The following is a 14,753-nucleotide window of genomic DNA, read 5'->3' as shown; positions in this document are numbered from 1 at the left end:
GCCGAACAACCATTGTGCTGACCGATCAGGCCCACGGTGCCCGCACTCCCCAAACCACACAACCTTCAGGTCCGCTGCGCCGCCTCGGCTTCATCGCGCAGCCATTGCGCGAAGTCCTGCGCGTCGCGGTTGCTGGCGGCGCGCCTCGAGGTTTCGACGAAGTAGCCGCGATGCGATGCCGCGCCCTCGCCGAGCGGCGCCACGAGCCGGCCATCGCGCACCAGCTCGCGCAGCAACGGAAGCCGGCCGATCACCACGCCCTGCCCCGCCACCGCGGCGGCCACCGCATCGGCGTACTGGGTGAAGCGCAGCGTGCTCTTCATGCGCAGGTCTTCGAGGCCCATTACCTTGAGCCAGGGTTCCCAGTCGGCGGTCGGTGCTTCGCTGTGGTCGGGGTATTCCACGGTCAGCAGCGTGAGCTTCGAGAAATCCGACGGCTCGCGCAGCGCCGCAGCGAGTTGCGGTGAACACAGCGGGATCACCGACTCCTCGAACAGCGCCGGGCCGACGCCACGGCCGATCGGCGCAAAGCGCACCGCCAGGTCGATGCGGCTGCTCTCCAGGTCCAGCACGTCGAGCGTGGCCGACACGCGCACGTCGACCTGGGGGTGGCTGCCGGTGAAGCGCGCCAGCTTCGGAATGAGCCAGAGCGATGCGAACCCCGGCGTGGTGGTGATCGCCACCTGCCGCGGCGCGGAGCTGGCGCGCACCCGCGCGGTGGCGTCGCGCAGCCGCTCCAGGCTGTCTGTCACGGCGCGCTGCATGACGCCTCCCGCCTCTGTGAGCGCCAGCGCGCGGTGGCGGCGCTCGAACAGCAGCACGCCCAGGCTGGCTTCGAGCTGCTGGATCTGCCGGCTCACCGCGGACTGCGTGAGGTGCAGTTCACCGGCCGCCAGCGTGAAGCTGAGCCGGCGCGCCGCGGCCTCGAAACTGCGCAGCAGCTCGAGCGGCGGCAGCTCGCCACCCACGGCGCCAAGGGCTTTCACATTCTCTGGATGCATGCAACGAGTTCCGAACGACCGCGTGTAAGGAGGAGATCAACTCACTATATTCATTCGTATCACGAATGCAATGGAGCTTGCCATGAGCACCCGCCAGAATCCTTCTTCCCGTTTCCACATCAGCCTGCCGACCCGCTCCGTCTTCGCCGTGCCCGATGGCGCGGGCGTGGGCATCGAATGCCGCAGCGGCTCGGTCTGGGTCACGCTCGACCGCGATCCGCGCGACATCGTGCTCGAACCCGGCGACCGTTTCGAGGGCACCGAACACCGGCGCATCCTGGTGTCGGCACTCGAGTCGTCGTGCATCACCGTGTCGGATGCGCAGCCCGCCGCGATGCCCCTCGCGCGACCCGCCCGCGCATGGTCGCCTTGGCGACTTCTGCCCCACGGGTTGTCCCCGGCTTGACCGGAGTGCCATCGGCATCGACCCTCGATGCCATGGACTCCCAAGCACTGATCCTCTACGAACTGGCCGACGGCATCGCGACGCTTACGCTGAACCTGCCGGCCAAGCTGAACCCGATCGCGCACGGGTTGCAGATCGAGCTGCGCGACACGCTGGAGCGCATCCGCGACGACCGCGCGGTGCGTGCCGTGATCTTGACCGGCGCCGGCAAGGCCTTCTGCGTGGGCGCCGACCTCAGCGCGATGGCGCCCGGCGAGGAAGGCAAGTCGCTCGGTGCGCAGACGGCCGAATGGATGCAGTCGCTCAGCAACCCGCTGATCGAGACGCTGCGCACGCTGCCGGTGCCGGTGGTCGCAGCCGTCAACGGCCCCGCGGCCGGTGCCGGCGTGGGCCTGGCGCTCGCGGCCGACGTGACGATCGCGGCGCGCAGCGCCTACTTCTACCTGCCCTTCCTGCCCAAGCTCGGCATCGTGCCGGACCTGGGCTGCACCTGGGCGATTCCGCGGCGCGCCGGCAAGGCGCGCGCGATGGGCATGGCGCTGCTCGACGAGCGCCTCAGTGCGGGCCGTGCGGTGCAATGGGGCCTGATCTGGGCCTGCGCCGACGACGAGCAACTGCTCGACGAAGCCCGCGCGATTGCACAGCGGCTCGCCCGCTTGCCGGCACATGCCGTGATCGAGGCGCGCGAAGCCTTCGAAGCCTCCGAGCGCCACACGCTGAAGGAGCAGCTGCACTACGAAAGCGAGCGCCAGCGCGAGCTGATCGACCGGCCGACCTTCCGCGAAGGCGTGAGCGCATTCCTGCAGAAGCGGCCGCCGGTTTTCGAGAGCCGCTGAAGGCGCCTGAAACAGCCGAGGGCGACGGGCGCACGGGCCTTGCCCATCCGACAGCGCAGGCTCAATGCGGGCGTGCCTGGATCTCGTCGGCGCCGATCACTTCGGCCACCAGCACGGCATCGGGGCCGTCGAGAAAGTATTCCGCTTCGAGCGGCGCGCGCAGCCGCAGGAACTTGTCCTCGCCGACCTGCATGGTGTGGCCGGCGCCCATCTCGGCGCCGCTGTCGATCAGGTAGCGCAGGACATTGCCGAACAGCTCGAAGTACTTCTGCCCTTCGTGGTGGCCTTCGGCCAGTGACGCGAAATCGGGCTGGCCGAAATGATGCGCGCCATAGGTGCGCATCCACACGCCCTGCACACCTTCGACCTCGTACTTGACGAAGCCGCAGTACAGGGCCGGCAGGTCGAGATGCCGCAGCAATTCGATGCTGTCGCCTTCGATGTCGGCGTCGAACACGCCCGCGGGCAGCGAGGTCCGGGCCGATTCGTTCAGCACCGCCAACGCGCCGATCCGTGCCAGCGCGCCGGCAACGGTCGCCAAGGCCACGTACTGCTCGAGCACCGACGCCTCGTAGCCCGCGTAATAGAGGATGACGTGGCTGCGGTGCGCGCGGACCCGGGCCTTGAGCTCTTGCGGATAGTGCGCCGGTGCCACGCAGGCCTCGACCGATTCGCCGGGCATCGGCGCATCGAAGCCGACCATCCGGACCACGTGCTTTTTCCAGCCGGCCAGCGCAAGAAAAGGGCCTGGGTCTTCGGTGATCTCGCAGCGCGCGTCGCCGGTGGAGCGGTGGTAGGCGCGCAGAGCCTGCGCGAGCGCGGCGACATCGATGTGGAGCACGTCCGCAAACACGACCGTCAGCGCAACGGTGTCTTCGCAGTCGGGGTTGGCCACCAATGCGCCGGCATCGCCCGGCTCGTCCTTGCGGCCAAAGAAACGGGAAAAGATGCTCACGCGCGGACTCCTGGAATGGGGGTTTGCCTGAAATCAAGTGGAGGTTGGCGCGGACCCGGTCGCACGCCGCGCACGCCGCTTTCACGTGCGGCATGCAGAAACGAACTGTAATCGCGCGAGACGGGCCGACCGGCCATTGGCCTGCGGCCCGCGACTGCGCCAGAATGGCCCTCCCGCGAAGCGTTTGCCGCCATGCGCCCTGGGCCGGCCCAAAGGCAATGACCGTCGCGTACCAGCACGGAGATTTCTCAATGAGCACTGCCATCCTCAACGCCTTCTACGCCCAATCGGGCGGCGTCACCTCGGTCATCAACGCGTCGGCCTGCGGCGTGATCGAGACGGCACGCAAACATCCGGACCGCATCGGCAAGCTCTACGCCGGGCGCAACGGCATCATCGGCGCGCTGACCGAGGAGCTGATCGACACCGGCGCCGAATCGGCCGAGGCCATTGCGGCACTGCGCGCCACGCCTTCGGGGGCTTTCGGCTCGTGCCGCTACAAGCTCAAGTCGCTCGAGAAAAACCGGCGCGAGTACGAACGGCTGATCGAGGTGTTCAAGGCGCACGGCATCGGCTATTTCTTCTACAACGGCGGCGGCGACTCGGCCGACACCTGCTTCAAGGTGAGCCAGCTGTCGCAGTCGCTCGGCTATCCGCTGCAGGCCATCCATGTGCCCAAGACCATCGACAACGATTTGCCGCTGACCGACTGCTGCCCGGGCTTCGGCTCGGTCGCGAAGTACGTGGCGGTGTCGACGCTCGAAGCCTCGTTCGACGTGCGCTCGATGGCGGCCACATCGACCAAGGTGTTCGTGCTCGAAGTGATGGGACGGCATGCGGGCTGGATTGCCGCGGCGGGCGGGCTGGCGGCGGACCACGGCATTCCGGTGGTGGTGCTGTTCCCCGAGATCGAATTCGACAAGGCCCGCTTTCTCGCGCGGGTCGAAGCGCTGGTGAAGCAGCACGGCTACTGTTCGGTGGTGGTGTCCGAGGGCTGCCATCACCCCGACGGCACCTTCCTGGCCGAGCAAGGCACGCGCGACGCTTTCGGCCATGCGCAGCTCGGCGGCGCCGCGCCCGTGGTGGCGCAGATGGTCAAGGACGCGCTGGGCCACAAGTTCCACTGGGCCGTGGCCGACTACCTGCAGCGCGCCGCGCGGCACATCGCCTCGGCCACCGACGTGAAGCAGGCCTACGAGCTGGGCCAGCGCGCGGTGGAACTGGCGCTCGAAGGCCGCAACGCGGTGATGCCGACGATCGAGCGCACCTCCGACGTGCCGTATGCCTACCGCCTGGGCAGCGCGCCGCTCGAATCGGTGGCCAATGTCGAGAAGCCGATGCCGCGCGATTTCATCTCGGACGACGGCTACGGCATCACCGAGAAATGCAGGCGCTACCTGCTGCCGCTGATCGAGGGCGAGGACTACCCGGCCTACCGCGGCGGGCTGCCGGTCTACGTGACGCTGCAGAACGTCGCGGTGGCGAAGAAGCTGCCGGCTTTCGAGCTCGCATGACGACCACGGCGGCAGCAGCGATCGACGCCACGCGCTGCCCGCTGTGCGGCGAGCCGAACCGCTGCGCGATGGAAATCGAACGCGAGACGGGCCGGGCACAGCCGCCCTGCTGGTGCATGCAGGTCGACTTCAGCAATGCGCCGCTCACGAACCTGCCGGAATCCATGCGCGGCCTGGCCTGCATCTGCGCACGCTGCGCGGCGGGGACGCCGCCTCAGGACTGACCGGCGCCTTGCGACTGCGACTGTGATGGCACCTGTTCGGGTGCGGGCTCGGCCGGTTCGGGCGCAGGCGCAGCCACATCGCTGGACATCACCATCGTCGGCGCCGAGCCGGACCGCTGCGCCGTGATCACGCGATGGATGAACTGCAGCTTGCCCACCGCCGTGCGCGGCAGCACGAAGGGGTAGTAGTCGGGCTGCCCCATGCTGCGCGACAGCTCGTTGAGCACATTGGTGAGCAGCACCCAGCCGTTGATGAAGTCGAGGAATGTCGCGGCATCGGGATGCCCGGGCTGCCACAGGTCGCCGAGGGTGAACAGGTCGCTCGTCAGCTCGACGCCGGTCGCGTCGACGCCAAAGCTCATCGCGGTGTCGGCGGTGTCGGCCATGTGCAGGTAGTGGGCCCAGGTCTCGGCCCAGTCTTCCCACGGGTGCATGCTCGCGTAGCTGCTCACGAAGCGGTCGGCCCAGTCGGGCGGCGGGCCCTGCTCGTAGTGCGTCTGCAGCGCGGCGGCGTAGTCGGCGCGCTCGTCGCCGAAGAGCGCGCGGAAGTCCTCGATCCACGGCGTGGGCTGCACCAGCAGGTCCCAGTAGTAGTGGCCGATCTCGTGGCGGAAGTGGCCGAGCAGCGTGCGGTAGGGCTCGCGCATCTCGGCGCGGATGCGTTCGCGCACGGCGTCCTCGGCTTCCTCGGCGTTGAGGGTGATCACGCCGTGCTCGTGGCCGGTCATCACGTGCGGGCCGCCCGGCATGTTGCTGAGGAAGTCGAAGGCCAGCCCGTGCACCGGGTCGGCATGGCGGCTCACCACCGGGAGGCCGAGCGCGAGCAGTTGCGAGATGAGCCGGCGCTTGGCCTGTTCGAGCTTGCGCCAGAACTCGCCGTTGGTCTCGACCGAGAGATCGGGAATGGTGCGGGTGACGCTGCAAGCCAGGCAGTAGCCGGGCGCCAGGCCTTGCGTGTCGACGGGAATCTCCTCGCCTTCGCGCGGCACCGGCACCATCCAGCTGCAGGCGGCGGGGGTCATGAGGTTGGCGCAGCGGCGGTAGGTCTTGCCGTGCGGGTCGCCGAAGACGGTGAAGGTGTCGGGCTGGGCGCCGTCGCCGGCGGCCGGTGCCAGCGGCATGACGCCGAGGCGGTCGATCACGTAGCCGAGCGGCGTGTGGCAGGCCAGGCATTCGCTGTTGCGCAGGAACACGGGCCGGCCGCACTGGCAGCGGTAGGCGCGGCTGACGGTCGGCGCGGCGAGCTCGGCCGCAAGCGAGGGCGCGGCCTCCGGCTCGGCGTTGCCGGCTTGTCCGTTGGCGGGACCGTTGATCGGGGAATCCATGTGGTTGTCTTCTTGAGCTCGACGCGGAGGGGACAGCCGCTGCATTGTGCGGCCGGCCGCCGCACCCTTCGCCGCGCAAACACCGATATGCTTGTAGGACGACGGACCCCGAGACATTCCGCCGACCCATGACCTCCCCACAGATTCCAGAAGCCGCGGCAACGCCGGCCCCGCCCTCCATCGGCACGCTTCGCGAACGCTATGGCGAGCGCTACCGCTGGTACCTGCTGCTGTCGGTGATGGTGGGGACGATGGCGTCGATCATGTCGTCGACCATCGTCAACGTCGCGATCCCCGGCATGAGCCATCACTTCTCGCTCGGCCAGGAGCGCGCGCAGTGGGTGAGCTCGGGCTTCATGGTGGCCATGACGGTGTCGATGCTCACCACGCCCTGGCTGCTGTCGCGCTACGGCTACCGGCGCACGTACGTCGGCACGATGGTGCTGCTGCTGGCGGGCGGCATCGTGGGCGGCCTGGCCAACGACTTCTCGCTGGTGCTGTTCGCGCGCGTGGCCGAAGGGCTGGCGGCGGGCGTCGTGCAGCCCATCCCGGCCATCATCATCCTGCGCGCCTTCGAGCCGCACGAGCAGGGGCGCGCGAGCGGCATCTTCGGCATGGGCGTGGTGCTGGCGCCGGCCATCGGGCCGAGCATCGGCGGGGTGCTGGTCGACCTGTTCGGCTGGCGCTCGATCTTCTTCATGGTGGTGCCGTTCTGCCTGGCCTCGGTGTGGCTGGCCTACAAGTTCGTGCCCACCACGGCGCCCGGCGGCGTGGCGGCAACGCGCGGCAGCGGACTCGACTGGCGCGGCCTGGCGCTGGGCACGGCCGGCACGATCTGCCTGTTGAACGGGCTGGTCGAGTTGCGCGGCGATTCGCCGCTGCAGGCCGCCTTGCTGCTGGGCGTGGCGGTGGCGGCCTTCGCAGGCTTCGTCTGGTGGCAGCGCCGGTTCGCGGCTTCGGGCGGCACGCCGCTGATGAACCTGGCGCTCTTCCAGTACCGGCAGTTCGCCATGGGCAGCGTGGTCGCCTTCATCTACGGCACGGCGCTGTTCGGCTCGACCTACCTGCTGCCGGTGTACATGCAGGTCGGGCTGCAGCTGTCGGCCTCGCACGTAGGCACCATCCTGCTGCCGGCAGGCATCGTGCTGGCGGTGACCATCGCCGGCGTGGGCCGGTTGGCCGACCGGCAGCCGACCTGGATGCTGGTGAGCATCGGGCTGGTGCTGCTGGCGGTTTCCTTCGCGCTGATGACGGTGCTCAGGCTCGACAGCGCGCTCTGGCTGCTGGTGGCGTTCGCCATCATCGGGCGCATCGGGCTCGGCTTCATCCTGCCTTCGCTCAACCTCGGCTCGATGCGCCCGCTGGCCAAGCCGCTGATTCCGCAGGGCGCCAGCGCGATCAACTTTCTGCGCATGCTGGGCGGCGCAGCCGGCGTGAGCCTGTGCGCCATCGTGCTCGAGTGGCGGCTGGCGGCGCATGGCGATTCGCTGGCCAACGCTGCCAGCGGCCCCGCGCGGCTGGCGGCCTTCGACGAGGTGTTTGCCATGCTGGCCGGACTGTGCGCCCTGGCCATCTGTGCGGCGTGGCAACTGCGCCGACCCGCGCAGCAAGGGTAAGCACTTAGTAGTACGCAAGCATCTGTCGCTTCTAATTGTTAGCATTTGTTAAATAGCCATGGGATGGGTCTTTCATGCAACGCAGAAGTTTTGTCGCCTCGACGGCGGTTTTCGCCGCGGGCCTGGCCCGACTGTCGTCCGCGCAGGCCGCCGAGGCGGGGGTGAGCGACGGTGAAATCATGCTCGGCAGTTCGGCCGTGCTGAGCGGTCCGCTCGGTTCGCAGATCAAGATCGTGCACAACGGCGCCGCGCTGGCCTTCGATGCCATCAACGAACAGGGCGGCGTGAACGGACGCAAGATCAAGCTGGTGGCGCTGGACGACGAGCTGAAGCCCGACAAGGCGCTGGAAAACTACGGCAAGCTGCTCAACGACCATCGCGTGTTCGCGTTCTTCGGCTGCGTGGGCTCGGGCACCACGGCCGCCGCGGCCAAGCTGCTGCAGCAAAGCGGCGCGCCCAGCGTGGGCGGCTACGGCGTGGGCGACGGCGCGCGCGAACGCGTCGCGGGCTCGGCGTACTTCGTGCGCGCCAGCAACGCACGCGAAGCGCAGGCCCTGGTCGAGCACCTGGTGACCATTGGCGTGAACAAGATCGCGATCGCCCACCTCGACAACCCCGGCGGCGCCGAGGCGGTCAAGCTGATCGAGGCGGCGATGGTCCCCCACAAGCTCGTGCCGTCGGCCAAGGTCATGGCCAAGGGCGACGGCTCGGACGCCGCTGCCGCCGGCAAGGCGCTGGCCGACAGCCAGCCCCAGGCCATCCTGATGTACCTGGCCGGCACCGTGGCCGGCGAGGTGATCAAGGGCACCTACGCCGCCGGCAGCAAGCCGATGTTCTATGGCATGTCGGTCGTGCCGGGCGAGATCACGGCCAAGGTGGTTCCTCTGCAGGCAGGGGGCCTGGCGATCTCGCAAGTCATGCCCTATCCCTGGGGCGAGGTGGAAACCGTGACGCGCGACTACCGCCGCCTGGCCGAACGCGCGCAGGTGCCGGTGGGCTACGGCAGCTTCGAGGGCTACCTCAACGCTCTGGTGATGATCGAGGCGCTCAAGCGCACCGGCCGCGACCTGACGCGCGCCCGCCTGCATGCGACGCTGCGCGCCTTCAAGCTCCGCCTGGCCGGCATGGACATCGATTTCTCGACCGGCGCCACCACCGGCTCGCGCTTCATCGAAATGGTGCGCGTCACGCCCGAAGGCCGTTTCGTGCGCTGAACGGGCGGCCGGGTTCGCCGAGCGGCCGGCGCACGCGCTTTAATAGCGCCATGTGTCAACTGCTTGGAATGAACTGCAACACGCCCACGGACGTGACCTTCAGCTTTACGGGGTTCGCCCAGCGTGGGGGCCGCACCGACCACCACGCCGACGGCTGGGGCATCGCGTTCTTCGAGGACCGCGGGCTGCGCCACTTCGTCGACCACATGCCGGCGAGCGAATCGCCGGTGGCCGAGTTGATCCGGCGTTATCCGATCCAGAGCCGCAACGTCATCGCGCACATCCGCAAGGCAACGCAGGGCGCCATCAACCTGCAGAACTGCCACCCTTTCGTGCGCGAGTTGTGGGGACGCTACTGGGTGTTCGCCCACAACGGCGACCTGAAGGACTTCCGACCGCGCTTGCACGGCAACTTCCATCCTGTGGGCAACACCGACAGCGAACACGCCTTCTGCTGGCTGATGCAGGAGCTGGCCAAGTCGCATGCGGGCGTGCCGAGCATCGAGGAGCTCACGCTCACGCTGCGCGAACTGGCGCCGCAGTTGGCGAGCCACGGCACCTTCAATTTCATGCTGTCGAACGGCCAGGCGCTCTGGGCCCACGCCTCGACAAACCTCTGGTACGTGGAACGCCGCCACCCTTTCGTGACCGCGCAGCTGTCGGATGAAGACCTCGAGATCGACTTCGCGCAGCACACCACGCCGAACGACCGCGTGGCGGTGGTGGTGACCGCGCCGCTCACCACCAACGAGACGTGGACGCCGTTCGCGCCCGGCGAATTGCATGTGTTCGTGGACGGCCAGCTGGCGCCGTTCTGAACCGGGCCGGGCTGGGTTCAGCCGCCGGCCAGGTGCGCCTCGAGCGCATCGATGAACATGGCCGGCACGTCGAAGCCGGTCTGTTCGGTGATCTCCTGAAAGCAGGTCGGGCTGGTCACGTTGATCTCGGTCACGCAGTCGCCGATCACGTCGAGCCCGATCAGCAGCAGGCCGCGCGGCGCGAGGGCCCGGCCCACGGTTTCCGCGATCTCGCGGTTGCGCGCGGTGAGCGGCTGCGCCACGCCCTTGCCGCCGGCCGCGAGGTTGCCGCGCACCTCGGAACCCTGCGGAATGCGCGCCAGCACGAACGGCGCCGGCTCGCCCGCGATGATCAAAATGCGCTTGTCGCCCTGCACGATGTCCGGCACGAAGCGCTGCACCATGATGGTTTCGGCGCCGTTCTTGTTGAGCGTCTCGACGATGGAGCCGAGGTTCAGCCCGTCCGGCCTGACGCGGAAGATGCCCATGCCGCCCATGCCGTCGAGCGGCTTCAGGATGATGTCGCCGTGCTCGGCGTGGAAGTCGCGCACGGCCTGGGCACTGCGCGTGACCAACGTGGGCGTGGTGAACTGCGGAAACTCCATGATCGCAAGCTTCTCGGGATGGTCGCGCAGCGAGCGCGGCTTGTTGACCACGCGCGCGCCTTCGCGCTCGGCCTGTTCGAGCAGGTGGGTGGCGTAGATGTACTCGGCGTCGAAGGGCGGGTCCTTGCGCATCAGCACCGCGTCGAAATCCTTCAGCGCCTTCGATTCGCGGATGTCTTCGCGGTACCAGGCCTTGCTGTCTCCGGTGAGCGTGATCTGCTGCACATTGGCCGTCACCACGCCGCCCGACACCCACTGCAGGTCTTCCGGCAGGCAGGCCGCGATGCGGTGCCCGCGCCGCTGCGCCTCGCGCATCATCGAGAAGGTCGTGTCCTTGTAGATCTTGAAGTGGTCGAGCGGGTCGGCGACGAAGAGGATGTTTTTCATCAGGGAGTCTTTCCGGCGCCGGGTGCGGCCGCCATGTTGCTGCTGTCTGGCGCGATGTTGCCGGAAGCGGCGATGCCCTTGCCGGCGGAGGCCTTTGATTGTGCCGGGCGCCGGCCGCCGCCCATTCGGCACAGGAATTGCGGAGGTTCCGGGTGCGCATCTCGCCATGCACTGCCATGCACCGCCGTGGCCCACACGATGGAAACCCCACCCCATGAACACCCCTGCCCTGCGCGACCCCGCCGCCGTGGTCGATGAATTCCTTCGGCTGGTGATGATTCCCGACCCGCCATCGGCCTCGCGCTTCACCGCGCCCGACATCCGCATCCGCTTCACCGGCAACCGCGAAATGCACGCGCCCGGCGACACCTCGGCCTTCAATGCGAAGCGCTACGCCTGGGTGAAGAAGAAGATCGAACGCACCGAGGTGGTGGCAGGCGGCACGCCCGAAGAAACGGTGGTCTACAGCCTCGGCACGCTCTACGGTGCCTGGCCCGATGGCACGGCCTTCGAAGGCAACCGCTATGTCGACCGCTACGTGGTGCGCCACGGGCTCATCGTGCAGATGGATGTGTGGAACGACAGCGCCGAATGGCTGCTGGTGCGCGCCGGGCTCGCGGTGCTGTGAGGCGAAGCGCATGACGACGCGCTGGCCCGGGCTGCTGCCCTCGCATGATCGCTTCGACTACCGGCCGATCACGCGGCGACCCGACTACGCCTGGCCGAATGGTGCGCGGCTTGCCGTGTACCTCGGCTTCAACATCGAGCACTTTGCCTTCGGCGACGGGCTGGGCGCCTGCATCGGCCCGGCGTCGCCGCAGCCCGATGTGCTGAACCACGGCTGGCGCGAATACGGCAACCGCGTGGGTGCGTGGCGCTGCCTCGAACTGTTCGATGCGCTTGCGCTGCCGACCGGCGCGCTCATCAACACCGCGCTCTACGACCACTGCCCGGAGCTGGTGCAGGCCTGCGTCGCGCGCGGCGACGAACTGATCGGCCACGGCCACAGCAACGCGGAGCGCCAGGGCACACTGGATGAGCCGCATGAGCGCGCGCTGCTGCTGCGCTGCCGGGAACGCATGCTGCACGAAAGCGGCCGGGCGCCCGCGGGGTGGCTGTCGCCGTGGATCTCGGAGAGCACCGTCACGCCCGACCTGCTGGGCGAGACCGGCTACGGCTACACGCTCAACTGGTGCCACGACGACCAGCCGGTGCGCATGCGCACGCGCGGCGGCGGTTCGATCTGGTCGGTGCCCTATCCGCAGGAGCTCAACGACATTCCGATGATCGTGGGCCGCCTGATGGACGCGAAGGATTTCAGCGCGATGGTCGTCGACAACTTCGACGAGATGCTCGAACAGTCGCGCGCGCAGCCGCTGGTGATGGGCCTTGCGCTGCACCCCTACATCGTGGGCCAGCCCTACCGGCTGCGCCACCTGCGCACGGCGCTCGCGCACCTGGCGCGTGCGCGCGACCGCGGCGAGATCTGGTTCACGACGCCGGGGGCGATCGCATCGCACATGCAACAGCTTGCGGCGGAGCGGCCCGCGGACTTTTGCTGAAGAGGCCACCGCCCCTTCACCTACTTCAGATCTCGATCTTCGACCCCAGCTCCACCACCGCATTGTTCGGCAGCCCCAGGAACGCCGCCGCCCCGCTCGCGTTGTGGTGCATCTGCGCGAACAGCTTCTCGCGCCACGGCGCCATGCCGCTGCCCAGCGTCGGGATCACGACGTCGCGCGAGAGGAAGTAGCTGGTCGTCATCGGCTCGAGCTGGCAGCCGCGCAGGCGCGCATGCTCCAGCGCGCGCGGCAGGTCGATGTCGTTCTTGAAACCGTAGTGCACGATGACCTGCCAGCAATGGTTGCCCAGCGGCTCGATCGCGATGCGCTTGTCCATCGGGATCCACGGCACCTCGTGGTTGCGCACGGTGACGAACATGTTCTGCTCGTGCAGCACCTTGTTGTGCTTGAGGTTGTGCAGCAGCGCGTTGGGCACCGTGCCGGGCTCGGCCGTGAGGAACACCGCCGTGCCGTCGACGCGCGCCGGCGGGCTCACGAACACCGAATCGAGAAAGGCCTTGAGCTCGATCGCATCGGCGCGCTGCACCTCGCCCATCAGGCGCCGGCCTTCCTTCCAGGTGATCATCAGCGTGAACACCGCACCGCCGATCAGCAGCGGGAACCAGCCGCCTTCGAACAGCTTGAGCAGGTTCGAGGCGAAGAACAGGAAGTCGACGACGAAGAAAACAGCAGTCGACGCGATGCACAGCGCGAGCGGCAGCTTCCAGGCGTAGCGGATCACGAAGAAGGTCAGGATGGTGGTGATCAGCATGTCGGTCGTCACCGCGATGCCGTAGGCCGCCGCCAGGCTGCTCGAGGAGCGGAACATCACGACCGCCAGCACGATGGCGACGAACAGGCCCCAGTTGACCAGCGGAATGTAGATCTGCCCGGCCGTGCGAACGCTGGTGTGCTCGATGTTCAGGCGCGGCAGGTAGCCGAGCTGGATGACCTGGCGCGTCACGCTGAACGCGCCGGTGATGAGGGCCTGCGACGCGATCACCGTGGCCAGCGTGGCCAGCAGCACCAGCGGAATGAGCGCCCACTCGGGTGCCATCATGAAGAAGGGGTTCTTCACGGCCTCGGGGTTCTCGAGCAGCAGCGCGCCCTGGCCGAAGTAGTTGAGCGTCAGCGCAGGCATGACGACCGAGAACCACGCGACGCGGATCGGGCGCTTGCCGAAGTGGCCCAGGTCGGCATACAGCGCCTCGGCGCCGGTCACGCACAGCACGGTGGCGCCGAGCAGGATGAAGCTGGTGCCCGGGTTGCTCCACATGAACTTCAGCGCATACCAGGGGTTCAGCGCCTTGAGGATTTCAGGGTGATGCAGGATCTGCGTCACGCCAAGCACCGCAATCGCCGCGAACCACACCAGCGTGACCGGCCCGAAGAACTTGCCGATGCCCGCCGTGCCGCGCTTTTGCACCACGAACAGGCAGAACAGCACGACCAGCGTGAGCGGAATGACGTAGTGCTTGAAGTGCGGCGACACCACCTCCAGGCCCTCGACCGCCGACAGCACCGAGATGGCCGGCGTGATGACGCCGTCGCCATAGAACAGCGACGTGCCGAAGATGCCGATCACCAGCAGCACATGGCGCAGGCRCGGCTTGTCGGCGACGGCGCGGGAAGCCAGCGCGAGCATGGCGACCAGGCCGCCCTCGCCTTCGTTGTCGGCACGCAGCACCAGCACCACGTACTTGATGGAGACGATGACGGTGAGCGTCCAGAAGAACATCGAGAGGATGCCGTAGACGTTCTCGACGGTGAACGGCACATGGCCGTGACCGAACACTTCCTTGACCGCGTACAGCACGCTGGTGCCGATGTCGCCATAGACGACGCCGATGGCGCCGACGATCAGGCCGGCAGAGATTGATTTGGGGGCTGACACGAAGTCGATGGGAAAAGGGCTGGCCGTTGTGGATCGACGCGTCAGACACGCGAGGGTGTCATGACGACGGAACTACCGCTCCGCCACGCGTCACCCCTCCCGCCCTTTTGTTTCCGTTGCTGTGGGGCCGCTATTTTGCCGTTGCCCGCTGCCGCCGCAACCCGGCGACGGCAATCATTCGTAGATTTCGGCGTCCGGATCGGTCGCTTCCATCTCGTAGCTGGCCGCGACCATGGCCAGACGGCCGACCACGCCATACATATAGAAACGATTCGGCGCGCTGGCGCCGGGCTTGGCACCGGGCTGCGGCAGGTGCGCGCTTTCCGAGAATGCCAGCGGCACGAAGCTCGCCCCCGGCAGCTTGAGGTTCTCGTCGGCGGCGCGCTCGGCGTGCACCCGGTAGAAGCCGCCCACCAC

At 68.0% G+C, this 14,753-nt stretch carries 15 protein-coding genes; 9 read left to right on the top strand and 6 right to left on the bottom strand.

Annotated elements, in window-relative coordinates:
- Positions 1–65 precede the first annotated feature (65 nt).
- Positions 66–1,001, bottom strand: coding sequence for a LysR substrate-binding domain-containing protein (locus AC1DXX_RS10250; protein ID WP_478134072.1), 936 nt, complete (start codon positions 999–1,001; stop codon positions 66–68).
- Between the two features lie 82 nt (positions 1,002–1,083).
- Here AC1DXX_RS10250 and AC1DXX_RS10245 point away from each other — a divergent pair, with 82 nt between their 5' ends.
- Both AC1DXX_RS10245 and AC1DXX_RS10240 read left to right on the top strand, forming a co-directional pair.
- Entirely contained in the window at positions 1,084–1,407 is a 324-nt protein-coding gene (locus AC1DXX_RS10245; protein ID WP_478134071.1) for a DUF2917 domain-containing protein, read from the top strand.
- Positions 1,408–1,439: 32 nt separating this feature from the next.
- Positions 1,440–2,243: an enoyl-CoA hydratase-related protein gene (locus AC1DXX_RS10240; protein ID WP_478134070.1), complete on the top strand. Its 804-nt coding sequence runs from the start codon at positions 1,440–1,442 to the stop codon at positions 2,241–2,243.
- Positions 2,244–2,304: 61 nt separating this feature from the next.
- Here AC1DXX_RS10240 and AC1DXX_RS10235 read toward each other — a convergent pair whose 3' ends face one another.
- Positions 2,305–3,198, bottom strand: a complete 894-nt coding sequence (locus AC1DXX_RS10235) for a DUF4261 domain-containing protein (protein WP_478134069.1) — start codon at positions 3,196–3,198, stop codon at positions 2,305–2,307.
- A 251-nt stretch (positions 3,199–3,449) separates the two neighbouring features.
- Between AC1DXX_RS10235 and AC1DXX_RS10230 the strand changes: the two genes are divergently transcribed.
- Both AC1DXX_RS10230 and AC1DXX_RS10225 read left to right on the top strand, forming a co-directional pair.
- Complete coding sequence (locus tag AC1DXX_RS10230) at positions 3,450–4,712, top strand: 6-phosphofructokinase (RefSeq protein ID WP_478134068.1); 1,263 nt, start codon at positions 3,450–3,452, stop codon at positions 4,710–4,712.
- Positions 4,709–4,936: a cysteine-rich CWC family protein gene (locus AC1DXX_RS10225; RefSeq protein ID WP_478134067.1), complete on the top strand. Its 228-nt coding sequence runs from the start codon at positions 4,709–4,711 to the stop codon at positions 4,934–4,936. Before AC1DXX_RS10230 ends, AC1DXX_RS10225 begins: the two co-directional genes overlap by 4 nt.
- Here the strand turns inward: AC1DXX_RS10225 and AC1DXX_RS10220 are convergent.
- Complete coding sequence (locus AC1DXX_RS10220) at positions 4,927–6,261, bottom strand: zinc-binding metallopeptidase family protein (protein ID WP_478134066.1); 1,335 nt, start codon at positions 6,259–6,261, stop codon at positions 4,927–4,929. The two genes, AC1DXX_RS10225 and AC1DXX_RS10220, sit on opposite strands and share 10 nt — an antisense overlap.
- 128 nt (positions 6,262–6,389) lie before the next feature.
- On the opposite strand from AC1DXX_RS10220, the gene AC1DXX_RS10215 reads away from it, so the two are divergent.
- The 3 genes from AC1DXX_RS10215 to AC1DXX_RS10205 all read left to right on the top strand — a co-directional run bounded on the left by AC1DXX_RS10215 (position 6,390) and on the right by AC1DXX_RS10205 (position 9,909).
- On the top strand, positions 6,390–7,877 hold the full coding sequence (locus AC1DXX_RS10215; protein WP_478134065.1) for a DHA2 family efflux MFS transporter permease subunit: 1,488 nt from the start codon (positions 6,390–6,392) through the stop codon (positions 7,875–7,877).
- Positions 7,878–7,951: 74 nt separating this feature from the next.
- Positions 7,952–9,091, top strand: a complete 1,140-nt coding sequence (locus tag AC1DXX_RS10210) for an ABC transporter substrate-binding protein (protein WP_478134064.1) — start codon at positions 7,952–7,954, stop codon at positions 9,089–9,091.
- 50 nt (positions 9,092–9,141) lie between these two features.
- Entirely contained in the window at positions 9,142–9,909 is a 768-nt protein-coding gene (locus tag AC1DXX_RS10205) for a class II glutamine amidotransferase (RefSeq protein ID WP_478134063.1), read from the top strand.
- 17 nt (positions 9,910–9,926) lie between these two features.
- On the opposite strand, the gene gshB is transcribed toward AC1DXX_RS10205, so the two are convergent.
- Complete coding sequence (gene gshB, locus AC1DXX_RS10200; protein WP_478134062.1) at positions 9,927–10,880, bottom strand: glutathione synthase; 954 nt, start codon at positions 10,878–10,880, stop codon at positions 9,927–9,929.
- A 214-nt stretch (positions 10,881–11,094) separates the two neighbouring features.
- Between gshB and AC1DXX_RS10195 the strand changes: the two genes are divergently transcribed.
- Both AC1DXX_RS10195 and AC1DXX_RS10190 read left to right on the top strand, forming a co-directional pair.
- Entirely contained in the window at positions 11,095–11,508 is a 414-nt protein-coding gene (locus AC1DXX_RS10195; protein WP_478134061.1) for a nuclear transport factor 2 family protein, read from the top strand.
- Positions 11,509–11,518: 10 nt separating this feature from the next.
- Positions 11,519–12,442 (top strand): polysaccharide deacetylase family protein, encoded by a 924-nt coding sequence (locus tag AC1DXX_RS10190; RefSeq protein WP_478134060.1) that lies wholly within the window; start codon positions 11,519–11,521, stop codon positions 12,440–12,442.
- Between the two features lie 25 nt (positions 12,443–12,467).
- Here AC1DXX_RS10190 and AC1DXX_RS10185 read toward each other — a convergent pair whose 3' ends face one another.
- Positions 12,468–14,336 (bottom strand): potassium transporter Kup, encoded by a 1,869-nt coding sequence (locus AC1DXX_RS10185; RefSeq protein WP_478134059.1) that lies wholly within the window; start codon positions 14,334–14,336, stop codon positions 12,468–12,470.
- Between the two features lie 174 nt (positions 14,337–14,510).
- Positions 14,511–14,753: glutamate--cysteine ligase (locus AC1DXX_RS10180; RefSeq protein ID WP_478134058.1), on the bottom strand; the 243-nt coding region annotated here is incomplete at its 5' end.

Source organism: Variovorax sp. P4_B10 (genome assembly GCF_056402375.1).
This window is presented reverse-complemented; position numbering and strand designations above follow the sequence as displayed.